Raw genomic sequence first — 21,136 nt, 5'->3', positions numbered from 1 at the left:
GCCTTCGGGTGCCATGTTCCCCTTTGCTCCTTTGGCCTTTCGAAAGAAAGGCACCCGATCTGGACTGTGAATGCTGAATTTCGTCAAATCTCTCACGCGCCGCGAAAAGAAGGTCACCTTGCTGATCGTGGACGTGGTGTTGATCCCGCTGGCTTTGGTGTTTTCCTTCGCGGTTCAGGCGATGCCCGTTCCGCCCCTGCAAACCCTGGAATTCGTGCTGCCGATCCTGCCCTACCTGATGGCCCTTGGCGCGGTGATTTCCGTCTTGCTAGGCGTCCCGGATATCCGGGTCAGTGCGTATGAGTGGCGCGGCGTGGCAAAAACCATGGCCTTCGCCATCTATCTGGCGATCGGAGCCGCGGTGTTGAGCGGGCTGTTTTCCGTTGATATTCCGCCAAGTCTGCACATCGATTTCGGCATCACCTTCTTTTTGCTTTCCGCCGCCAGTCGCGTGGTCATGTACCAGATACTCCTTGCGATCTACCGGTGGGATACGAAGCGATGCCGCGTGTTGATCTATGGCGCCGGAACAACCGGGATGCAGCTTGCGACCGCCCTGAAATCGCATGAAACAATCGACCCCGTCGCGTTTGTCGACGACAACCGGGCGCTCCACGGTCTGCTGATCGCCGGGCTCCCTGTCCATGCGCCGGTGCGGATAGACACCCTCGTGACGGAGCTGAACGTGGATCGTGTGTTGCTTGCGATCCCGTCCCTCAGCCAGCCGAAACAGGCACGGATCGCCCGCAATCTTCAGGACAAGGGCCTTGAAGTGCAGACCCTGCCATCGTTCTCGCAGCTGATCGGCGAAGAGCCCTTGCTTGAACGGTTGACCACGCTTGACGCCCATTCCTATCTGCAGCGCCCGCAGGTGACCGCTGAGCTGGAAGAAGCCTGCGGCAGTTATAGCGGGCGATCCGTGCTGATCTCGGGCGCGGGGGGCTCTATCGGGGCGGAGCTGGCTCGCCAGGTTCTGGCCTGTGCGCCGAGCCGGCTGGTTCTCTATGAACTGAGCGAGCTTGCGCTTTACAATATCGAAATGGAACTTCGCCCCCTGAACAAGGGCAGCGGGGTGGAGATCGTTCCGGTTCTGGGGTCGGTGACCGATGCGCGGCAGGTGCGGCAGGTGATCCAGGAAAACGGCGTTCAGGTCGTTCTTCACGCGGCCGCTTACAAACATGTCCCCCTGGTCGAACTCAATCCGCTGGCCGGGCTGAAAAACAATGTGCTCGGCACTCACACGCTGGCGCGCGAGGCCGCCGATGGACGGGTGGAACGGTTTGTCCTGATCTCCTCCGACAAGGCCGTCCGGCCCACAAGCGTCATGGGCGCCACCAAGCGCATCGCTGAACTGGTCGTCCAGGATTTCGCGTCGCGGCATCCCGAAACCGCCTTCGGTATCGTCAGGTTCGGCAATGTTCTGGGCTCTTCCGGCTCCGTCGTGCCGCTGTTTCAGGAACAGGTCAATCGCGGCGGGCCGGTCACCGTGACGGATCCGAACGTGATCCGCTATTTCATGACCGTGCGGGAGGCGGTTCATCTGGTGCTGCGCGCCGGTGCCATGGCCCGCGACGGCGAGGTCTTTCTGCTGGAGATGGGCGAGCCGGTATCGGTCTGGAAGCTTGCGCGCCAGGTCATAGAACGCGCGGGCTACACCGTGAAGGATGACGAGACACCTGACGGCGATATCGAAATCGTCTTCACCGGGCTGCGGAACGGTGAAAAACTGCAGGAGGAACTGACCGTTTCGGGGACCATATCGGCCACGCGCCATCCCAAGATTCTCTTCGCGCAGGAACCTCTTCTATCGGAAATCGAGGTGGCCTCCATCATCCGGGGCACGCGGGAAGCCATCGCCTCGGGCGATGCGAGGCGCGCCCGCGCGCTTGTGGCCCGGTGGCTCAAACCGCCGATGCCCGACGAAGACACGCGGGGCGTGGGGGCGTCGTGACAGCGCATAAGTTCATGAGGCGGGCGGCAGGGGCACGGCCAGAGGTCTCGCACACTGCCGGTCCGCACGCGCGGCCGCGGGGGGCAGGCGCCGCAAGGGCGGGTATGGCGGCGCTTTCGATCATCGTTGGCCTGGCCTTGCCCGCCATGGGCCAAGACCTGCAACCCGATACGATCACACGACCAAGCCTCAACTTCTTTGGGGCCACCGGGCTTGTCGATATGCCCTCCGCCCAGATGCAGCCCGATGGCGAGCTGAACATCACCGTATCGCATTTTGGCGGCATCACCCGGAACACGCTGAGCTTCCAGATAACGCCGCGCCTGTCGGGATCGTTTCGATACGCGGCGACGGCGGACTGGAATGCCGATGGGTTCGAGACCTATTACGACCGCAGCTTCGATCTCCGCTATCAGGTGCTGGAAGAGGGGCGCTATTGGCCCTCGGTCGTGATCGGGCTTCAGGATTTCGTCGGAACCGGCATCTACGCGGGCGAATATGTGGTCGCCTCCCGACGGTTCGGAACGGATCTGACGCTGACCGCCGGTGTCGGCTGGGGCCGTCTTGGCAGCTACAACTCCTTCGGGGCACCTGTCTCCGGCACACGCCCGACCTTCGATCCGAACAGCACCGGCGGCGAGCTGTCCGTCGATCAATGGTTCCGGGGCGAAGCCGCGTTTTTCGGTGGTCTGGAATGGCGGCCGACCGACCGGCTCGGGTTCAAGGTCGAATACTCATCCGATGCCTATCGGCCGGAAACCGGTCGCGGCGTTTTCACACGGCAGTCCCCCTGGAACTTCGGCGTGGAGTATCAGGTCAATGACAGTTTGAGATTGGGCGGATATTACCTCTACGGGTCGGAGCTTGGCCTGACGGCCCAGCTTTCCTTCAACCCGGCCCGCCCGCCCTCCGGCGGGCTGCGCCAGACCGCGCCACCGCCGATCGTGCCACGCCCCGCGCGCGCCGAAGCGCCAGATGCGTGGGCACAAACCTGGCGCGAGATCCCCGGTATCGACGCGACGCTGGCTGACCGTCTGCGGGCCGCGCTGGAGGCCGAGGGGCAGATCCTGGTCGCATATGACATCCGCGCGGACAGCGTTGAGATCCGTGTCGAGAACACCCGCTACCTCGCCACTGCGCAGGCGATCGGCAGAACCGCCCGAGTGCTGCATGCGACCATGCCGCTCTCGGTCGAAACCTTCCGGATCGTGTTGATGGATCAGGGGCTTGCCTTGTCGACGGTCGTGCTGCGCCGCTCCGATCTGGAGGCCCTCGACGTTGCGCCGAACGCGGCCGAGGCGTTGCGCGCCGTCACAGGTATCACGGCCGCCGCTCCAACCGATCCGGAGGATCTGGTGGCGGAGCTTTACCCGCGCCTTTTGTGGTCGTTGGGGCCTTACACTCGCACGAGTTTCTTCGACCCGGAAAACCCCGTGCTGCTGGATCTGGGTCTGCGCCTGCGCGGCAGCTATGAGTTTCAGCCCGGTTGGGTCGTGGAAGGATCGATCGCGCAACGTCTGGCCGGCACGCTTGATCGGGCACGTGTCTCCCCCTCGCGCCTGCCGCCGGTGCGGACCAGCCTGCCACTCTACGAAGGCAATGACAGCCCGGTCATCGAGACGCTGACTTTCGCCCACTACCGAAGCTTGGGAGATGACGTCTATGGCCGGGTCACGATCGGCTATCTGGAGCGCATGTTCGCCGGCGTCTCTGCGGAGCTGCTCTGGGCGCCGGTGGACAGCCGGCTGGCTTTGGGCGCCGAGATCAATTACGCGATCCAGCGCGACTACGACATGCTCTTCGGCGTAAGGGACTATGATGTGGTGACCGGCCATCTGTCAGCGTACTACCGATTTGATAACGGCTTCCGGGCGCAGCTTGACGTGGGTCGGTACCTCGCGGGCGATCTGGGCGCAACGCTGACCATCTCCCGGGAATTCGCCAATGGATGGCGCGTTGGTGCCTTTGCCACGCTCACCGGCGCATCGGCGGAGGAGTTTGGCGAAGGCAGCTTCGACAAGGGTATCACGCTCAGCATTCCGGTCAGCTGGTTTACCGGGCGGCCCAGCCAGCAAAGTGTCGGCACGACAATCCGGCCGGTTACGCGCGACGGCGGCGCGCGCTTGAGCGTCCCGGGCCGGCTTCATGACCGGGTGCGGCAGGGGCAGACCCATCGCATCGACGATCAATGGGCACGGGTGTGGCGATGAGGATCGGACTGGGCATCGTTCTGGCATTCGCCCTGTGGGGATGCGGCCCCGGCGCCACCACCGATCCGTTTGCACAGCTTGGCCCGCTTGCCGGCGAATGGGTGCAAAGCCGCGAAGATCGCGGGAATGACGGGTTTACCGTGACACGGGCCAGTCTCGCGGCTCAAGGCTTCGAAAGTCCCTTTCTGGTGGGTTTTTCCGAAACCCGCATGCGGCGCGCCGGTCTGGTTCAGGTCGCGGAAAACCGGGGTGTGGTCACCTGGCAGGCGGGCGATGCCAGCACCCTGAGCGAAGCCGGGGGCGTTCTGACCGGGACAAGAGGCCTTGGCCAGGATCTCTACACCGCGGAGACGGCGCCGGTTCTGGCGGCGATGCGGGGCGACGGGCCGATGGTCTATACGCGCCGATATCGCCATCTGGACGGTCTTGACCAGATCGTCGTGACCCGGTTTGACTGCCATCTTGCCGACGCCGGCCCGGAGCGTATCACCGTTTTCGGACAGGCCTACGCCACCCGGCGTTTTCAAGAGACATGCCGCTCGGGCACAGACGGTATCGAAAACACGTATTGGCGAGATACAGACAATTTTAGCTATTCTGTCATGCGCCGCTCCCGGCAATGGGTTGGGACCGATTTGGGCTATATTTTGCTGGAGCGCGTGATCGATTAGCGGTTTGCCGCCCGGCCGCCGCGGCCCTGCCTGTCCCGTTGATCGGATAGGCCTCAGATGCTACCAAAATGATAAGGTCTTGTTCACTGTTTGGAGAGTTCCCCCGATGAAACGCACCCCGGTCTTTTTTGCAGCGGCGGCTGTCGCCGCAACCTTCGCCGTTCCGGCTGCCGCTCAGGTCACGCCCAGCCAATGCACATCATTCGGCGGTGCGGTCGTGGGTGGAACCTGCCAGTTGACCCAGGCGCAGGCTCAGGCCGCGGGACTGACGACACCTGCGGCACCGACCGCCACATTGCCTGCGGGCGCGGGAACCGGGTTCGCGGGAACCGGCATCGCCGCAGCCGCTGGGGCCGGCCTCCTCCTGGCGGTCGTCGTCGGTGGCGGAGACGATTCGACGACGACCACCACCACGGGCAGTCTTGCACCCTGATCTGGATCGGTACACTCACGGAAGCTTGACGGCCCCCAGGCGGGGCCGTCCTTGCATGCGCTGTCCGCAGGGTGACGCGGCGCGGATCTAGCTCGACCCACCGCGCATCGCCCAGGCCCAACTGCTCCGGCACATGTCGGCGAGGCTTTTTTCCGTCGAGAAGCCAAGCACCTCCTTCGCCCGTTCGGTGCGCGCACAATAGATGGGTACATCGCCGGGCCGGCGGGCCACAATCTCGAATGGCAGATCGTGACCGCAGGCGTCCGAATAGGCGGCGATGATTTCCAGAACGGACTGACCCCGCCCCGTCCCCAGATTGACCAGATGGCTTTGCCCTTTGGAGATGAGGGCGTCCAGTGACAGAACATGCCCCCGCGCCAGATCCTCGACATGAATGTAATCGCGGACGCCGGTGCCGTCGGGCGTGTCGTAATCATTTCCGAAGACCTGAATCCGCGGCAGCTCACCCAAGGCGACCTTTGCCACGAACGGCATCAGGTTGTTCGGCAGATCGCGGGGGTTTTCGCCCAGAAGCGCGGAGCTGTGCGCGCCGGCGGGGTTGAAATAGCGCAGGATGCCGATGGCCCAATCCGCATTGGCCGCGTCAAGCTCCTCCAGGACCTCCTCGCTCATGATTTTGCTTTTGCCGTAAGGGTTCATGCTGCGCCGCGGGGCGGTTTCGGGCGTCGGGGTTTCATCGGGGATGCCATAAACCGTGGCGGAGGAGGAAAACACGAGTTTGCGGCACCCGGCCCGGTCCATCGCGGCAAGCAGCACCAGAAGCCCGCCGAGATTGTTCTCCAGGTACGTCAGTGGCATCTGGACGCTCTCGGCCACAGATTTGAGGGCGGCGAAATGGACAACCGCCGTAATCCGGTGGCTGGAAAAGATCCGATCGAGCAAAGCGCTATCGCGCACATCGCCGGTTATGCAGGTCACCGGCGCGCCGGAAATCCGGGCAAGCCTGTCCGGCACATCCGCATGGGCATTTGCGAAGCTGTCGAGGATGACGACCTCGTATCCGGCTTCGACCAGGGCGAGATAGGTATGAGAGCCTATATATCCCGCCCCCCCGGTCAGGAGGATCTTGTCTGTCATCCGTATCACCTTGTGCCCCTGATCGCCGAGTGCTGACATGATTTGTCTAAGAGGTCAAACCGGGCTTGGGCGCCTCCCGCGCCGGCCTAGCGTGCAACCACCCGGCGGATCGTCTTCAGCATCAGGACCGTGTCGAAACACAAGCTGCAGTGGCGCTGATACAGGAGATCGAGCCGCGCTTTCCGGGGGATGCAGGCCCGGGCATAGACGGCGTCGGTCTGCGCCGACGTTCTGCACCGGGACAGCAGCCGCTCTTCGTGGCGGTGGTAGACCAGTGTCGCAAGCCCGGTGATCCCTGGCCTGCTTCTGAGCACCCCTGCATAGACATCCGGGAACCTTTCGACATAAAGGCGCAGCGGGGGGCGCGGCCCTACGAAGCTGAGATCGCCCCTGAACACGTTCCAAAGCTGCGGAAGCTCATCCAGCCGGCGATCGCGGAGCCATTTGCCCGCGGGCGTGATCCGGTCGGACTTGTCACCGCCCGAGACACCGCTATCGGCCCGGGCGCACGTCATCGTGCGGAATTTGACAAGCTGGAACGCCCGGTCCGGGCTGCGCATCCGTTCGGAAACATGGAACACGGGCCAGCCCTGAACCCACCAAAGCCAGATAAGCAGGCCCACAAGGACCGGGGCCAGAACGATTGCCAGAATACTCGCCAGCAGCAGATCGAACGCGCGTTTGTACCAGGTCACCGGATCGCACCGCCCTGTCCGGGGTAGGTGCGCCACTCCGCGATGAGAGAGGCCGGCGTGCCGGTCGCGACCGGCAAGGATACAAGCTTGCTCAGTCTCGTTACATCGAGGTCCAATCTGGCCAGAGCGTCGGGCGGGGCGGGGCGGGTTTCCCACGGGATAGCGGCCGCTTCCAGAAGGTCCGCCATCTCGACCGGTTCGGGCGCGGCAATGTTCAGTGTCGGAGGCAACCGAACGCCGCGCGCACCGGCTTCGATCAGTTCGGCAAGAACCCGGGCGAAGCTGGCCGGGCCGATATAGCTGCGCCTTGGGCTGCGCCCGTCGGGGAAGTGGTCCAGCGCAACCGGCCCGCTTTCCTGACCGCGCGTGCGCAGAAGCGCATCGGCCCCGGCCACATTGCCGATCCTGAGACAGGTGACCGCCGGGATCCGGGCGCGGGCCGCCCGCTCCATCCGCAATTTGGCATGCCCGTAATGGGTCGTGGGCCGTGGGAGCGTCGTTTCCCGGCATGGCGTTTCGGGGCATCCGTACACCGCCGCCGAAGAGGCCAGAAAAACATGCGGGCCGTCCTCGGCAACCGCATTCACGGCCGCCAATGCCAGGCGCGTATTGTCGGACATCGGTTCGGTTCGGCCAGGTACGACGCCCGCCAGCACCACAACGGCGTCGCGCCCCGATGCGGCCTGCCTCAGGCGTTCAGGCTCTGTCAGCGGGTCCAGAACCAGCCAGTCGTCGCCCGGCATCGCCCGTCTGGTCTGCCATGTGACATCGAAGCCCGGCCGATCGCGCCACGCCCATCGCAGCATCTGCCCCAATCGACCTGTTGCTCCAAGGACCAAAACTCGCACATTACTGCCTTTCCGAACGCAAATCGTTGACCGTTCTGGTCACCTGCCTATTGTCGTTCGAAGAGTGTTAAGACGACTTTAACGAACAAGGCGGGCGGGTGAGTATGAAGCGCATATCGCGCGTCGGTATTGTTGTTCTGATCTGTCTTGGCCTTGCCGCCTGTGCGTTGCCGCGCGGGGCGCCGCTGGAACGAGAGATACTTCAAGGCGCCGACGATGACGCGGCGGATTTCGCGGTCTATGCCGTGACGCGCGACTTCCTGCCAACCCTGGCCGAATGGCCGCTTACGGGCGAACCGCATCGGCAATGGATCGCCGCCAGCGCCGGGTCCCGCGGGCAAGTGATTGCCGCAGGCGACGCGCTGGATCTCACGATCTGGGACAGCAACGAAAACTCGCTTCTGAGTACGGACGAGCAGCGCGCGGTCCCGCTGACGAATCTCCGGGTCGCGCCGAACGGGACGATCTTCGTGCCATATGTGGGCAGCACGCAGGTGGCAGGCATGTCTCCCGAAGTTGCGCGGGAGAGCATTCAGGAGGCGCTGGAAGCGATCGTGCCTTCAGCGCAGGTGCAGTTGAGCCTGTCCGAGGGGCGCGGCAATTCGGTCGATCTCGTGGGCGGCGTGAATGCGCCCGGATCATATCCGCTGCCGGACCGGTCGTTCACCGTTCTCGGCCTGATCGCGCAGGGCGGTGGGGTTCAGCCCGCGCTTGCCAACCCGCAGATCCGACTGGTTCGCGCCGGCCGGATCTACGCTACATCCATCAACCGTCTTTACAGCGAACCGCAACTGGATACGCGCCTGCGCGGCGGCGATCAGATTATCGTCGAAGAGGACAGGCGGTACTTCCTGTCGCTTGGTGCAGCCGGGCTTCAGGCGCAGCATCGCTTCCCGCAGGATGTCGTGACGGCGCTGGATGCCATGGCCATTATCGGCGGGGTTTCGGCCGCCCGCGCCGATCCTCAGGGTGTGCTGATCCTACGGGAATACCCCGTGTCTGCGTTGCAGGCGGGCACCCGCGGGCCAAGACAGCAGCGGGTGGTGTTCACTCTCGATCTGACCACATCGGATGGGCTGTTCAGCGCCCGCAATTTCCGCATCGCGCCCGGCGATCTGGTTTTGGCCACCGAAAGCCCGGTGACGGCGGCGCAGACCATATTCGGCCTGTTCGGCTCGATTGTCGGGCTGGGAAATCAGGCGGCGAACATCTCGGACTAGGCAGAGGCGTCAGCCCGGCAGCCTGATCTGTTTGACCTTGGGAACCAGACGGTTCATCTGGTCCAGATGCACAGGCAAGGTGCGGCTGAGGAAATCATATTTTTCAAGGACATGCGCCCGCGCCGCAGGCCCCAGATGCGCATGGTCTCCGGGGTGTTCCAGAACGTCTATCACCTGCCCGGCGAGGGCCGCGGGATCGAAGAAATCGACCAGAAGACCGGTTTCGCCATGGGTCATCACCTCCCGCACCGGCGCGGTGTCGGAGGCCACGATCGTGGCTTCCATCGCCATGCATTCCAGCACTGACCAGGACAGAACGAAAGGGACCGTCAGATAGATATGGCACCGGCTGATCTGGATGATCTTCTGAAAATCTTTGTAAGGCACGCGACCCAGAAAATGAACGCGGTCCCAATCCACCCGGTCGCCGATCTCGCGTTCCATTTCGGCGCGATAGCCGCCCTGAAGACTGCTTTTCTTGCCATAGGAGGTCTCGCTCCCGCCAATGATCAGCACACGGGCCTTGGGCCGGGCAGCGAGAATATCGGGCAGGGCGCGCATGAAGATGTGGAACCCACGGGTCGGTTCCATATTGCGGGCCATGTAGGTGAAGATCTCGTCCTCGCGAGTGACATTGCGCTTCAGCCGGCCAAGGCGAACCTCCGCCTGGGGGTTCGGGCCCAACAGATCGGCGCGGATACCGTCATGGCAGCAATAGAGCTTCGGGTGAAAACTTTCCGGGAATGTCTCCATCTGCCACCGCGTCGGGGAATGGCCCAGATCCACGGTTTCGATATTGGCGAAGTTCACCGCGTTGCGCGCGTGCATCAAAAAAGGCGTGTCTGGTGAGGCGGGAAACTCGGGGTCGAACCCGACGGACCCGCCTTTGGCGAGGTAGAAATACTCGAAAAACCCGATTATCGGCACATCCGGCCAGAACTGTTTCAGGAATGTCAGTTCGCCCCAGCCCACATGCCCCAGCACCAGATCGGGGACAAACCCTTCGGCTTCCAGCTTCCGGCACGCGCGGACCACGCCAAAGCCCGCGCCGCAACACTCCTCCCAGTACTTTGACAGCGCATAAGCCTCGTCCGACGGGCGATGATGGGGCGTGTAGCCGTAAACTGCCATGCCCGGGATTTTCGGGGGTGTCTTGCTTTGCGTCAGCGCGACCATCTGGTGCCCGCCCTGCGCGATCAGCCAGTTGACCAGCTGCCGGTACTGGCCCGGGAAGTTCTGATGCACAAAGAGGATTTTCATTGCAATCGAAGCCTTTGGAACAACCTCAACGCCACCCTTTCCGGTATCATGCGCCACCGCAACCCGCTAGCGGGACGCGGCCGCGACAAGATCGGAGAGGTAGCGGCCATAGTCGTTCTTGCCGAACAGACTTGCGCGGGCGGCAAGCTCATCGAGGGTGATCCAGCCCTGTTCGAAGGCGATCTCTTCGGGGCAGCCGACCTGAAGGCCCTGCCGGGTCTCCAGCGTGCGGACGAAATTGCCTGCGTCCAGCAGGCTGCCATGGGTGCCGGTGTCTAGCCATGCATAGCCGCGCCCCATGAGTTGGACATCCAGCACGCCGTCATCGAGATAGCTTTGCAGCAGATCGGTGATTTCCAGTTCACCTCGGGGGGAGGGGGCCTGCGCCCGCGCCCGTTCCGGTGCGCTTCCGTCCAGAAAGTACAGACCCGTGACCGCGTAGTTGGACGCGGGCCTGGCCGGTTTCTCGACAATCTCCCGGGCCCGCCCTTCAGCCGTGAAGCTGACAACGCCATACCGTTCAGGGTCGGAGACGTGATAACCGAACACGGTGCCGCCCAGATACGAGGCATCCGCCATCAGGTCGGGCAGGCCATGGCCGAAAAACAGGTTGTCGCCAAGGATCATCGCGGAGGGATTACCGCCCAGAAAGGTCTCTGCCAGAAGATAGGCCTGCGCCAGACCATCGGGGGAGGGTTGCGTGATGAAGCTGATATCGAGGCCCCATTGACCGCCGTCGCCCATCAGGGCCTGAAACTGGGCCTGGTCCTGCGGCGTGGTGATGATCGCGATCTCGCGGATGCCCGCCAGCATCAGGACACTGAGCGGGTAGTAGATCATCGGTTTATCGTAAACCGGCAGCAACTGCTTCGACACGCCCATGGTGATCGGGTAAAGCCGCGTCCCGGATCCGCCCGCCAGAATGATGCCTTTGCGATCCGTCATGTGCGGGGCCTTTCACCGGAAGAGAGATAGGCCGTCAGATGCGCCCGCCAGTCGGGGCGCTGAAGGCCAAAGATGGTCGCCGTCCGGGTGCAGTCCAGGCGCGAATTCAAAGGCCGCCGGGCCGGTGTCGGATAGGCTGTCGTGGGTATGTCCTCCACATCGCAATCAAGCCCCGCGACATCGAAGATCGACCTTGCGAAATCGGCCCAGCTCACATCCGGTGTTCCTGCAAAATGATAGGTGCCGCCATCGTCCGGGGCGAGGCCGAGATGCCGCCCGACGGACAGGCAGGCATGGGCTAGCGCATCGGCCGGGGTTGGCCCGCCGATCTGGTCGGCCACGATTGCAAGCCGGTCACGGCTGGCGCCGAGCCGCAGCATGGTGGTCACGAAGTTCTTTCCGTGCCCGTCAAACACCCAGGAGGTGCGCAGGATCGCATGGACGCCTCCCGCCGCGCGAACGGCCTCTTCGCCCGCCAGCTTGCTGCGCCCATATGCGCCGAGCGGTCCGACCGGTGCATCGGGCGCTCGTGCCGTCTGCCCGGCGCCGTCGAAGACATAATCGGTCGAGATGTGGACAAAGGGAATGTTCATCGCCGCGCAGGCGCGCGCCATCGCCTCCGGAGCATCGGCATTGATCCGATGGGCGCGCGCTTCCTGTTCCTCGGCGCCGTCCACATCGGTAAAAGCGGCCGCGTTGATCACCAGATCGGGCTTCGCATCCTCGATAGCCCCGGCGCAGATCTCCGGTCGGCTCAGGTCCGCCTTGTGGCGATCGAGGGCCACGACCTCCGGCAGGCCTGCCAGAACCCCGCCAACCTGGCCAGATGCGCCGAAGACCAGAACCGTCATGACAAGATCCCGAGCCGGTTGCCGATTCCGTCGCGGGATTGCAGGGCGCGCCACCAGTCCTCGTTTGCCAGATACCAGTCCACGGTGCGCTCCAGCCCCTCCTGCAAGGACAGGCTGGGCCGCCAGCCGAGTTCTTCGCGGATGCGCGTGGGGTCGATCGCGTAGCGCTGATCATGGCCGGGGCGATCCGTGACAAAGCTGATCTGATCGGCATAGGAGCGGGTCTTGGGGCGTTTGCGGTCGAGGATCCGGCAAAGCGTCTCTACCAGATCGATATTGCGCGCCTCGGCCTCGCCGCCGATCGCATAGCTGCGCCCGATCCGGCCCTTCTGGAGGACCGTCATCAAAGCCTCCGCATGATCTTCGACATAGAGCCAATCCCGCACGTTAGAGCCTGTTCCATAGACGGGAATGGGCTCTCCGGCCAAGGCTTTCAGGATCACCACGGGGATCAGCTTTTCGGGGAAATGAAACGGCCCGTAATTGTTGGAACAGTTGCTGAGCACGACCGGCAGACCATAGGTCTCATGCCACGCGCGCACCAGATGATCGGCGCCGGCCTTGGACGCGGCATAGGGGCTGTTCGGAGCGTAGGGGCTCTCTTCGGAAAACCGGCCGGTTTCCCCCAGACTGCCGAACACCTCGTCGGTGGAGACGTGATGGAACCGGAACGTCTCGGGCCGGCCCTGTTCCGCCCAAAACCCGCGCGCGGCCTCCAACAGGGTCGCGGTCCCGCGCAGATTGGTGTCGACAAAGGCCAGTGGCCCGTCGATGGAGCGGTCCACATGGCTTTCGGCGGCAAGATGCATGATCGCGTCCGGCCGGTGGGTGCTCAGCACGCGGTTCATCGCCGCGGCGTCGCGGATATCGGCCTGTTCGAAGGCATAAAGCGGGCTGTCGGCAGCCATGGCGACGTTTTCCAGACAGGCCGCATAGGTCAGCGCATCGACATTCACCACCTCGTGGCCGCGGGCGACCGCCAGCCGCACCACGGCGGAGCCGATGAACCCGGCGCCGCCGGTCACCATCAGCTTCATGAGACGTCTCCCACCCAAGGGACGCCCGAGTCGAACGCTGCGAACCGGCCCGCCGTCTCGTCTTTCGCCGACAGGACGGGATCCGTATCGCCAAGGCCCCAGTCGATCGCGAGATCTGGGTCGTCAAACCGCACGCTGGCCTCGCAATCGGGCGCGTAGAAGTCGCTGCATTTGTAGATCAGCTCACTCTGCGGCGCGCGGGTGACGAAGCCGTGCAGGAACCCGCCCGGGATCAGAAGCTGGCGCCCGTTTTCGGCGCTCAACTCGACACCGAACCATTGCCCGCGGGTGGGTGAGCCTGTCCTTGCGTCCACGGCCACATCGAACACGCATCCGCGGCCACAGCGCACCAGTTTGGTCTGCACATGGGGCGGGGTCTGCGCATGAAGGCCGCGGATCGTTCCGACCGCTTCGGACATTGAGTGATTGTCCTGCACAAACTCCGTCTCTATCCCGTGGCTTGCAAGCGTCCTGCGGTTCCAGCTTTCGCTGAAATACCCCCGCTCATCGGAAAAGCGGCGCGGTGTCAGGATCAGCAAACCGGCCAGCGGTGTCGTTTCTATGTTCATTCCGGCGTCCCTGACCAAAAGGCTCACGATCCGCTCGATACCAAGGGAACCGGGGCAAGTCACCCCGAAACCCCTTGGGATTGGAGTTGCCGCGCCTATATGGGCGCGATATGCCAGCCCAATGGGGCACAAGGAAACCCAATGACATTGACTGCAAAAATCGCGTGGGACGATACCGTCCTCCCGTTCCAGCTTGATCGCTCCGATATCAGGGGCCGCGTGGCACGTCTGGACGGAACGCTGGACAATATCCTGTCGCAGCACAGTTACCCGGCGGGCGTGGAGGCAATGGTGGCCGAAATGGCGCTTCTGACCGCTCTGGTCGGGCAGACCATCAAGCTGCGCTGGAAACTGTCGCTGCAAGTGCGCGGTGACGGACCCTTGCGCCTGATTGCGACGGATTTCTTCGCGCCCGCCGAGGATGGCGCGCCGGCACAGATCCGCGCCTATGCAAGTTATGACAAGGATGGCTTCGACGATGCCGCCGATCCGTTTGCCCAGATCGGCAAGGGGTACTTCGCGATCCTGATCGATCAGGGTGCGGGCAATGCGCCCTATCAGGGGATCACACCGATCGCGGGGGGTGCCCTGACCGCCTGCGCTGAGGCCTATTTTGCCCAGTCCGAGCAGTTGCCGACACGGTTCGCGCTCAGCTATGGCCGTTCGCAGGAGCCGGGCGAGGGCGTGCATTGGCGCGCCGGCGGCGTGATGTTGCAGCACATGCCCAAGGCGTCTCCGCATGCGACGGGCGAGGACGGCTCCGGCGAAGAAGGATTGCTCTCGGCCGAGGATATTCTGGACGCCGATGAAGGGGAAAACTGGAACCGCGCCAATACGCTTCTGGATACGGTGGAAGATCTGGAACTGATTGGTCCGCGCGTCGCCCCGACCGATCTTCTGGTCCGTCTCTTTCATGAGGAAAGCCCCAGGGTTTTCGACGCGCAGGCCGTCCAGTTCGGGTGTACCTGCTCGCCGGCGAAGGTGCGGCAAAGCCTGTCGATCTATTCGGCCAAGGATATCTCTCACATGACGACCGAAAGCGGGATCGTCACCGCCGACTGCCAGTTTTGCGGCGCGCATTACGAATTCGACCCCCTGACACTGGGGTTTGAGGCGGCAAGACCCGTGGATGATGGCGATGGGCCGGCCAGTTGATCTGGACATGCTGCGCGCCGCGCTGGCCAGGCCTGCGCGACCATCGTCCGATTACGATCTGAACCCTGATGTCGCCCTGCCGCAGGGTCGGAAACTGCGCCCCGCGGCGGTGTTGGTGGCAATTGCCGAAACGGGCGGCGAACCGCAGGTGATCCTGACCAAACGTGCCTCCCACCTCAAGCATCATCCGGGTCAGATTGCCTTTCCCGGTGGCAAGGTGGATGACGCCGACACAGATGCGGTGGATGCTGCCTTGCGCGAGGCGGAGGAAGAGATCGGCCTGGGGCGCGGCGATGTCTCGGTGATGGGGCAACTGCCGGGTCACGAAACGGTCACAGGCTATGAGGTCACCCCGGTGCTGGCCTCTCTCAATCGCGGGTTCGTGGCCATTCCCGAACCCGGAGAGGTCGCGGAGGTCTTTTTCGCGCCGCTTGCGATGCTGATGGATCCGACGGTTTATCGCGTCGAACGGCGACGCTGGCGCGGTGTCTGGCGGCAGTTCTATGTCGTGCCATACGGGCCCTACTATATCTGGGGTGCGACGGCGCGGATGCTCAAATCTCTGGCCGACAGGGTGACCGAATGAAGTTGCAGGGCCCGTGGATGGACCATGGCGGAACGCAGGCGGTCTGCACCATGCTGAAAGCGGCCGGGTTTCAGGCGCTGTTCGTGGGTGGCTGCGTGCGCAATGGTCTTATCGGCGCGCCGGTGAGCGATATTGATATCGCCACCGATGCAACGCCGGACGTGGTGTGCGATCTGGCCGAAAATGCCGGGCTGCGCGCCGTGCCCACCGGGATCGAGCATGGCACCGTGACCGTGATCGCCAAAGGCAAACCTCACGAGGTCACGACTTTTCGCAAGGATGTCGAAACCCATGGCAGGCACGCGACCGTCGCCTTCTCGACGGATATCGCCGAGGATGCCGCGCGTCGGGATTTCACGATGAACGCACTTTATGCGTCACCGGACGGGGCGGTTCTCGATCCGACCGGCGAGGGGCTGGCGGACCTGTCCGGCCGGCGGCTCCGCTTTATCGGACGGGCGGAGGATCGCATCCGGGAGGATTATCTTCGCATCCTTCGTTTCTTCCGGTTCCACGCCTGGTACGCGGATCCGGAAAACGGCCCGGACACGGATGGTCTGTCTGCCTGTGCGGCTCTGTCTGCCGGTTTGGAGACCTTGTCGAAGGAACGGATCGGCAGTGAGATCAAGAAACTCCTGTCAGCCCCGAACCCGGCCCCGGCTGTCGCGGCAATGGCGCAGACCGGTGTGCTGATCCATGCCCTGCCCGGCGCGGATGCGCGCCGCTTGCCGATCCTGATTGATATCGAGGATGCGCATGACATTCCGGCCGATCCGATCCGAAGACTGGCCGCGCTGGGGGGGCAATCTCCGGAAAGCGCCCTGAGACTCAGCAAGGCGGAAGGCCGGCGTCTTGCCCTGATTGCCGAACAGATCGGAACCTCCGCCGGGCCCATGGAGCTTGGGTACCGCCATGGCGCGGACGACGCCCGCGATATCCTGATGCTGCGGGGGGCCAGTTTCGAGCGGCGGCTTGATCCGGCCGAACTGGATGATGTCGCGCGTGGGGCTGACGCCCGTTTCCCGCTTACCGCTGCGGATCTGATGCCTGCGCTGTCCGGCCCGGCACTCGGGGCGAAACTGAAGGAGCTGGAAAACCGCTGGATCGCATCCGGCTTTACGCTCGACCGCACCGCGCTCCTGTCCTGACAGCGGAGAGCACGTTCTGGATCCGCTATATGCCTTTGTTTTTGTCGGCCTCTTCTCCCCCGGTCCGAATGTCATCCTGCTGACCGCATCGGGGGCACGGTTCGGCTTTCGCCGGACATTGCCGCATATCCTGGGCGTTGTCGTGGGCGTCGGCGTCACTGCGGGGCTGACGGGCCTTGGGGTCGGCGCCGCGCTGTCGGCGGCGGGCCCCGGGCTGGAAACCGCGCTGAAGCTGGCGGCCTGCGGCTGGATCCTGTGGATGGCCTGGAAGCTTTGGCAATCCTCGGCCGCGGGCGGCGACCGGCAGGAGGGCGACCGGCCCTTCACCTTCGTGGAGGCGGTTCTGTTCCAATGGGTCAACCCCAAGGTATGGGCCGTCGCAATGGCCGCCGCCGCCGGTTACGGGGCCGGTCTCGGGCCGCTGGGCGAAGCGCAGCGTCTTGCCATGGCATTTTCGGGTTTGAATCTTTTTGTCTGCCTGTTTTGGACCCTCGCAGGAGCCGCTTTGGCCTATCTGCTAAAGACACCACGAGCTTGGCGGATCTTTGCCCGGATCATGGCAAGCGCTCTGGCGGTGTCGGCCGTCATGGTTTTTCTGTGACGGGGGGGTTATATCCCGAGTCTCAGCCATTTCAGCGCCCGCAAACCGGCATGGTCCGATGTACCGTTTTTTTGAGAATCTGGTCGATCCCTACACGGCCTATCCCGAACGGGACAGGCCGGAGACCCGTCTTTGGCCGTTCCTCTGGGAGTATTCCCTGCCGTTCAAACGGCTCTTTGCGCTGACCGCGGCCACGTCGCTGTTCGTGGCGGCCGTCGAGGTTGCGCTGATCTATTACATGGGCCGCGTCGTCGATCTGTTGTCGTCGGGCGATCCGTCGACCGTGCTGGACAGTTACGGTCTGGAACTCATTCTGGTGGCGGTGTTCATCCTGATCTTCCGGCCCGTGTTGCAGGGCGTGAACGTGGCGCTGCTGAACAACGGCATCCTGCCGAATTTCGGCACGCTCATTCGCTGGCGGGCCCACAAGCACGTTTTGCGCCAATCGGTCGGCTGGTTCGAGAACGACTTTGCGGGCCGCATCGCAAACCGGATCATGCAGACGCCACCCGCCGCGGGCGAGGCGATTTTTCAGGTCTTCGACGCCATCACTTTTTCGGTGGCCTATCTGATCGGTGCCGCGATCCTGCTGGCCGAGGCGGATCCGCGCCTCGCGGTGCCGCTGATCATCTGGCTCGGCCTCTACGCGGGGCTGGTACGCTGGACGATACGCCGCGTCGGCCCCGCCTCGAAGGCCAGTTCCGATGCCCGCTCGCAGACCACTGGGCGCGTGGTGGACAGCTATACCAACATCCATTCGGTCAAGCTGTTCGCCCATCACGACAGTGAGATCAACTACGCCAAGGAAGCGATCGAGCATGCCCGCGTGACCTTTGCCAGGGAGATGCGGATTTTCACCACGATGGATGTGGCGCTGACCGCCATTAACGGGTTCCTGATTGTCAGCGTTGTCGGCTGGGCCGTCTGGTTGTGGAGTGTCGGCGCGGCCTCCGTCGGCACGGTTGCCGCCGCGACCGCTCTGACCCTTCGTCTCAACGCGATGACCGGCTGGATCATGTGGGCCCTGTCGTCGCTTTTCCGGAACCTTGGCATCGTCGCCGAAGGGATGGAGACCATCGCCCAGCCAATCACGCTGGTGGACAAGCCGGACGCGAAGGAACTGGTTCTGAAAAAGGGCGCAATCGAGCTTCAGGGACTGACCCATCATTACGGCCGCAAGGGCGGCGGCTTGCAGGACGTGTCCCTCTTGATCGAGCCCGGACAGAAGATCGGCCTGATTGGCCGCTCCGGTGCGGGGAAATCCACGCTCGTCAAGCTCCTGCTCAGGTTCTACGATGCGGAACAGGGTCGGATTCTGATCGACGGGCAGGACATCACCGATGTCACTCAGGACAGCCTGCGACAGGCCATCGGCATGGTGCAGCAAGACAGCTCGCTGCTCCATCGGTCGGTCCGCGAGAACATCCTGTATGGCCGGCCGGATGCGTCGGAGGCCGAGGTGATCGCCGCGGCCAGGCGGGCCGAGGCCCATGAGTTCATTCTTGACCTGCAAGACCCCGAAGGCCGGCAGGGATACGACGCACAGGTGGGCGAACGCGGCGTGAAGCTTTCCGGCGGCCAGCGGCAGCGCGTGGCACTTGCCCGGGTCATTCTGAAAGACGCCCCGATCCTGATTCTGGACGAGGCGACATCGGCACTCGACAGTGAGGTGGAGGCCGCGATCCAAGACACGCTGTACGGCGTGATGAAAGGAAAAACCGTGATTGCCATTGCCCACCGCCTGTCCACGATCGCCCAGATGGACCGGATTCTCGTGCTGGATGGCGGTCGGATTGCCGAAGAGGGCAGCCACGGCGAACTCCTGGCGAAAGACGGGCTTTATGCCGGGTTCTGGGCCCGCCAGTCGGGTGGGTTCATCGGCACCGAGGCCGCGGAATGAAACAGGCCGTGATGACCCTCATGCAGCGTCTGGGCGACATGATCGACGGGTTTGCGCCCGCCGAAGGCCCGCCGCCGCGCACGCTTCTGGCCTTCTGTCGCTGGTGTCTCGCCGGTGCCTGGCCGGTCATCTTCATCGCCACCGCCGCCTCGGCCATCGCGGGGACCACAGAGGTGTTCACCGCACTTCTGCTGGGCATGATCATCGACAGCGCCGTCAACAGCGGTGATGCCGCCGCCTATTTCGCCGAAAACTGGCTGCTGGTCCTGGGATATGCCGCGTTTTTTGTCCTGTTGCGCCCGGTTGTCTTTGGTGCCAGCGCCGCGTTCAACGGCATTGTCCTGCCGCCCAATGTCTATCCTCTGGTGCAAAGCCGCCTGCATCGGTGGTCGCTTGGCCATGCGGTCAGCTTCTTTGACAACGATTTTGCAGGCCGCATCGCGCAAAAGCAGATGCAGACAGCGCAGGCCCTGACCAATTCCCTGGGCGAAATCATCAACGCCATCGCCTTCGCGCTCGCCTCGATGATTGGATCGGTCCTGCTGCTGACCTTTATCGACTGGCGGATCGCTCTCGTCCTGCTGGTGTGGCTTGCGCTCTACTTTTGGATGATCGCCTGGTTCCTGCCCCGCATCCGACAGAGGGCGGCCGCGCGCGCCGGCGCCCGGGCGATGGTGACGGGGCAGGTGGTCGACACGATCACCAATATCAAGACGGTCAAGCTTTTCGGGCACACCGCCCATGAAGATACCGCGGCCATCCGCGCGATGCAGATGCTGCGCGACCGGTCGCTTGAGTTCGGCTATCTGTCGACCGGTTTCCGCTTTGCGCTGATGGCGGTTGCGGGGCTGCTTCCGGTCATTCTGATCCTCGGCGTGATCCTTCTCTGGCGCCAGGGCATCGCGACACCGGGCGACATCGCCGCGACCGGGGCGATCGCGATGCGGATTTCGCAGATGACGGGCTGGGTCAGCTTCACGCTCATGGGTATCTACAGCAGCATCGGAGAGGTCGAGGACGGGATGAACACGCTGACCCCCGCTCACAGCCTCGTCGACGATGAAAGCGCGCTGGAGCTGGAGCGTGCCAAGGGTCGGATCACCTATTCCGATGTGAGCTTCTCCTATGGCCGGGATCTGGGCGGTATCAGCAACCTGTCTCTGGTGGTGGAACCCGGCGAAAAGCTTGGGCTGGTCGGGGCCTCTGGCGCGGGGAAATCAACCTTGGTCGCACTGCTTTTAAGGCTCTATGATGCGGAAGAGGGTCGTATCCTGCTTGACGACTGCGATGTGCGGGATCTGACCCAGGACAGTCTGCGCCGCCAGATCGGGATGGTCACGCAGGAAACCGCGATGTTCAACCGGTCGGCACGGGACAATATCCTCTACGGTCGCCCCGGTGCATCCGAGGCGGAGATGCTTGCCGCCGCGAAACGTGCCGAGGCCCATGAGTTCATCAAGGATCTGGAGGATCACAAGGGCCGCAAAGGTTACGATGCGCATCTTGGCGAACGGGGCGTTAAGCTGTCCGGCGGGCAGCGTCAGAGGATCGCGCTGGCCCGGGCGTTTCTGAAAAACGCGCCGGTGCTGATTCTTGACGAAGCGACAAGCGCTCTTGACAGCGAGGTCGAGGCGGCGATTCAGACCACGCTGGCCGACGTGATGGAGGGCAAGACCGTGATCGCCATCGCCCACCGCCTGTCGACCATCGCGCGGATGGACCGGATCGTCGTTCTGGACGAAGGTCGCATCGTGGAAGAGGGCACCCATGAGACGCTTCTGGAGCAGGACGGGCTTTACGCGCGGTACTGGAACCGGCAATCGGGCGGCTTTATCGGCATCCGCGAGGCCGCGGAGTGACGGAGAAAGCTGCTCAAGGGTGTGGCGGGGCGGGCCAACCGCCGTATCCGGCGCCGCCGCGGTGTGGTCTTGATAGCGTGACCGCTCCGGCGCGCGGGC

The 21,136-nt window shown here is 63.7% G+C and carries 19 protein-coding genes; 11 read left to right on the top strand and 8 right to left on the bottom strand.

Annotated elements, in window-relative coordinates; all coding sequences use genetic code 11:
• Window positions 1-70: 70 nt before the first annotated feature.
• From ACQ651_RS15860 to ACQ651_RS15845, 4 genes are all read left to right on the top strand, one after another.
• Window positions 71-1,951 (top strand): polysaccharide biosynthesis protein, encoded by a 1,881-nt coding sequence (locus tag ACQ651_RS15860; RefSeq protein WP_227285672.1) that lies wholly within the window; start codon window positions 71-73, stop codon window positions 1,949-1,951.
• A 104-nt stretch (window positions 1,952-2,055) separates the two neighbouring features.
• Window positions 2,056-4,161 carry a YjbH domain-containing protein gene (locus tag ACQ651_RS15855; protein WP_430449809.1) on the top strand — a complete coding sequence of 702 codons (2,106 nt, stop codon included), beginning with the start codon at window positions 2,056-2,058 and terminating at the stop codon, window positions 4,159-4,161.
• Window positions 4,158-4,832 (top strand): YjbF family lipoprotein, encoded by a 675-nt coding sequence (locus tag ACQ651_RS15850; RefSeq protein WP_430449808.1) that lies wholly within the window; start codon window positions 4,158-4,160, stop codon window positions 4,830-4,832. Before ACQ651_RS15855 ends, ACQ651_RS15850 begins: the two co-directional genes overlap by 4 nt.
• 106 nt (window positions 4,833-4,938) lie before the next feature.
• On the top strand, window positions 4,939-5,265 hold the full coding sequence (locus ACQ651_RS15845; RefSeq protein WP_375551194.1) for a hypothetical protein: 327 nt from the start codon (window positions 4,939-4,941) through the stop codon (window positions 5,263-5,265).
• An 87-nt stretch (window positions 5,266-5,352) separates the two neighbouring features.
• Here the strand turns inward: ACQ651_RS15845 and galE are convergent, their stop codons facing one another.
• From galE to ACQ651_RS15830, 3 genes are all read right to left on the bottom strand, one after another.
• Window positions 5,353-6,363, bottom strand: coding sequence for a UDP-glucose 4-epimerase GalE (galE, locus tag ACQ651_RS15840; RefSeq protein ID WP_430449807.1), 1,011 nt, complete (start codon window positions 6,361-6,363; stop codon window positions 5,353-5,355).
• Between the two features lie 86 nt (window positions 6,364-6,449).
• The gene (locus ACQ651_RS15835) at window positions 6,450-7,058 is read right to left on the bottom strand and encodes a sugar transferase (RefSeq protein WP_430449806.1); all 609 of its coding nucleotides are present in this window, start codon (window positions 7,056-7,058) and stop codon (window positions 6,450-6,452) included.
• Window positions 7,055-7,906, bottom strand: a complete 852-nt coding sequence (locus ACQ651_RS15830) for an NAD-dependent epimerase/dehydratase family protein (RefSeq protein WP_430449805.1) — start codon at window positions 7,904-7,906, stop codon at window positions 7,055-7,057. Before ACQ651_RS15830 ends, ACQ651_RS15835 begins: the two co-directional genes overlap by 4 nt.
• A 104-nt stretch (window positions 7,907-8,010) precedes the next feature.
• Between ACQ651_RS15830 and ACQ651_RS15825 the strand changes: the two genes are divergently transcribed.
• A complete protein-coding gene (locus ACQ651_RS15825) occupies window positions 8,011-9,126 on the top strand; it encodes a polysaccharide biosynthesis/export family protein (RefSeq protein WP_227285679.1) in 1,116 nt (371 codons plus the stop codon).
• Window positions 9,127-9,135: 9 nt separating this feature from the next.
• Here the strand turns inward: ACQ651_RS15825 and ACQ651_RS15820 are convergent, their stop codons facing one another.
• The 5 genes from ACQ651_RS15820 to rfbC all read right to left on the bottom strand — a co-directional run bounded on the left by ACQ651_RS15820 (window position 9,136) and on the right by rfbC (window position 13,788).
• The gene (locus ACQ651_RS15820) at window positions 9,136-10,386 is read right to left on the bottom strand and encodes a glycosyltransferase family 4 protein (protein WP_430449804.1); all 1,251 of its coding nucleotides are present in this window, start codon (window positions 10,384-10,386) and stop codon (window positions 9,136-9,138) included.
• 66 nt (window positions 10,387-10,452) lie between these two features.
• Window positions 10,453-11,331, bottom strand: a complete 879-nt coding sequence (gene rfbA, locus ACQ651_RS15815; RefSeq protein WP_430449803.1) for a glucose-1-phosphate thymidylyltransferase RfbA — start codon at window positions 11,329-11,331, stop codon at window positions 10,453-10,455.
• Window positions 11,328-12,182, bottom strand: a complete 855-nt coding sequence (gene rfbD, locus ACQ651_RS15810) for a dTDP-4-dehydrorhamnose reductase (RefSeq protein WP_430449802.1) — start codon at window positions 12,180-12,182, stop codon at window positions 11,328-11,330. Before rfbD ends, rfbA begins: the two co-directional genes overlap by 4 nt.
• Entirely contained in the window at window positions 12,179-13,219 is a 1,041-nt protein-coding gene (rfbB, locus tag ACQ651_RS15805; RefSeq protein WP_430449801.1) for a dTDP-glucose 4,6-dehydratase, read from the bottom strand. Before rfbB ends, rfbD begins: the two co-directional genes overlap by 4 nt.
• Window positions 13,216-13,788, bottom strand: coding sequence for a dTDP-4-dehydrorhamnose 3,5-epimerase (gene rfbC, locus ACQ651_RS15800; protein WP_227285684.1), 573 nt, complete (start codon window positions 13,786-13,788; stop codon window positions 13,216-13,218). Before rfbC ends, rfbB begins: the two co-directional genes overlap by 4 nt.
• A gap of 141 nt (window positions 13,789-13,929) precedes the next feature.
• On the opposite strand from rfbC, the gene ACQ651_RS15795 reads away from it, so the two are divergent.
• Genes ACQ651_RS15795 through ACQ651_RS15770 form a run of 6 tightly spaced genes read left to right on the top strand, consistent with a single transcriptional unit; the run spans window position 13,930 to window position 21,037 of the window.
• The gene (locus ACQ651_RS15795) at window positions 13,930-14,943 is read left to right on the top strand and encodes an Hsp33 family molecular chaperone HslO (RefSeq protein WP_430449800.1); all 1,014 of its coding nucleotides are present in this window, start codon (window positions 13,930-13,932) and stop codon (window positions 14,941-14,943) included.
• The gene (locus ACQ651_RS15790; protein ID WP_430449799.1) at window positions 14,927-15,529 is read left to right on the top strand and encodes a CoA pyrophosphatase; all 603 of its coding nucleotides are present in this window, start codon (window positions 14,927-14,929) and stop codon (window positions 15,527-15,529) included. The genes ACQ651_RS15795 and ACQ651_RS15790 overlap by 17 nt, the downstream gene beginning before the upstream one ends.
• Complete coding sequence (locus tag ACQ651_RS15785; RefSeq protein ID WP_430449798.1) at window positions 15,526-16,677, top strand: CCA tRNA nucleotidyltransferase; 1,152 nt, start codon at window positions 15,526-15,528, stop codon at window positions 16,675-16,677. The genes ACQ651_RS15790 and ACQ651_RS15785 overlap by 4 nt, the downstream gene beginning before the upstream one ends.
• Before the next feature lie 16 nt (window positions 16,678-16,693).
• On the top strand, window positions 16,694-17,278 hold the full coding sequence (locus ACQ651_RS15780) for a LysE family translocator (protein WP_430450339.1): 585 nt from the start codon (window positions 16,694-16,696) through the stop codon (window positions 17,276-17,278).
• Window positions 17,279-17,336: 58 nt separating this feature from the next.
• Window positions 17,337-19,178 (top strand): ABC transporter ATP-binding protein, encoded by a 1,842-nt coding sequence (locus ACQ651_RS15775; RefSeq protein ID WP_227285688.1) that lies wholly within the window; start codon window positions 17,337-17,339, stop codon window positions 19,176-19,178.
• Window positions 19,175-21,037 carry an ABC transporter ATP-binding protein gene (locus ACQ651_RS15770; RefSeq protein WP_430449797.1) on the top strand — a complete coding sequence of 621 codons (1,863 nt, stop codon included), beginning with the start codon at window positions 19,175-19,177 and terminating at the stop codon, window positions 21,035-21,037. Before ACQ651_RS15775 ends, ACQ651_RS15770 begins: the two co-directional genes overlap by 4 nt.
• Window positions 21,038-21,136 lie beyond the last annotated feature (99 nt).

This window comes from Rhodophyticola sp., assembly GCF_965284195.1.
GTDB lineage: Bacteria > Pseudomonadota > Alphaproteobacteria > Rhodobacterales > Rhodobacteraceae > Rhodophyticola.
Note: the sequence above shows the minus strand (reverse complement) of the source record. Positions and strands in the feature narration are given on the sequence as shown.

What these genes read in the sequence shown, in the direction of transcription:
- galE (WP_430449807.1), bottom strand. Translation starts at nt 6,363, where the DNA reads ATGACAGACAAGATCCTCCTGACCGGGGGGGCGGGATATATAGGCTCT.
- ACQ651_RS15790 (WP_430449799.1), top strand. Translation starts at nt 14,927, where the DNA reads ATGGGCCGGCCAGTTGATCTGGACATGCTGCGCGCCGCGCTGGCCAGG.
- ACQ651_RS15820 (WP_430449804.1), bottom strand. Translation starts at nt 10,386, where the DNA reads ATGAAAATCCTCTTTGTGCATCAGAACTTCCCGGGCCAGTACCGGCAG.
- ACQ651_RS15845 (WP_375551194.1), top strand. Translation starts at nt 4,939, where the DNA reads ATGAAACGCACCCCGGTCTTTTTTGCAGCGGCGGCTGTCGCCGCAACC.
- rfbC (WP_227285684.1), bottom strand. Translation starts at nt 13,788, where the DNA reads ATGAACATAGAAACGACACCGCTGGCCGGTTTGCTGATCCTGACACCG.
- rfbA (WP_430449803.1), bottom strand. Translation starts at nt 11,331, where the DNA reads ATGACGGATCGCAAAGGCATCATTCTGGCGGGCGGATCCGGGACGCGG.
- ACQ651_RS15785 (WP_430449798.1), top strand. Translation starts at nt 15,526, where the DNA reads ATGAAGTTGCAGGGCCCGTGGATGGACCATGGCGGAACGCAGGCGGTC.
- ACQ651_RS15860 (WP_227285672.1), top strand. Translation starts at nt 71, where the DNA reads ATGCTGAATTTCGTCAAATCTCTCACGCGCCGCGAAAAGAAGGTCACC.
- ACQ651_RS15825 (WP_227285679.1), top strand. Translation starts at nt 8,011, where the DNA reads ATGAAGCGCATATCGCGCGTCGGTATTGTTGTTCTGATCTGTCTTGGC.
- ACQ651_RS15775 (WP_227285688.1), top strand. Translation starts at nt 17,337, where the DNA reads ATGTACCGTTTTTTTGAGAATCTGGTCGATCCCTACACGGCCTATCCC.
- rfbB (WP_430449801.1), bottom strand. Translation starts at nt 13,219, where the DNA reads ATGAAGCTGATGGTGACCGGCGGCGCCGGGTTCATCGGCTCCGCCGTG.
- ACQ651_RS15770 (WP_430449797.1), top strand. Translation starts at nt 19,175, where the DNA reads ATGAAACAGGCCGTGATGACCCTCATGCAGCGTCTGGGCGACATGATC.
- ACQ651_RS15855 (WP_430449809.1), top strand. Translation starts at nt 2,056, where the DNA reads ATGGCGGCGCTTTCGATCATCGTTGGCCTGGCCTTGCCCGCCATGGGC.
- ACQ651_RS15795 (WP_430449800.1), top strand. Translation starts at nt 13,930, where the DNA reads ATGACATTGACTGCAAAAATCGCGTGGGACGATACCGTCCTCCCGTTC.
- rfbD (WP_430449802.1), bottom strand. Translation starts at nt 12,182, where the DNA reads ATGACGGTTCTGGTCTTCGGCGCATCTGGCCAGGTTGGCGGGGTTCTG.
- ACQ651_RS15850 (WP_430449808.1), top strand. Translation starts at nt 4,158, where the DNA reads ATGAGGATCGGACTGGGCATCGTTCTGGCATTCGCCCTGTGGGGATGC.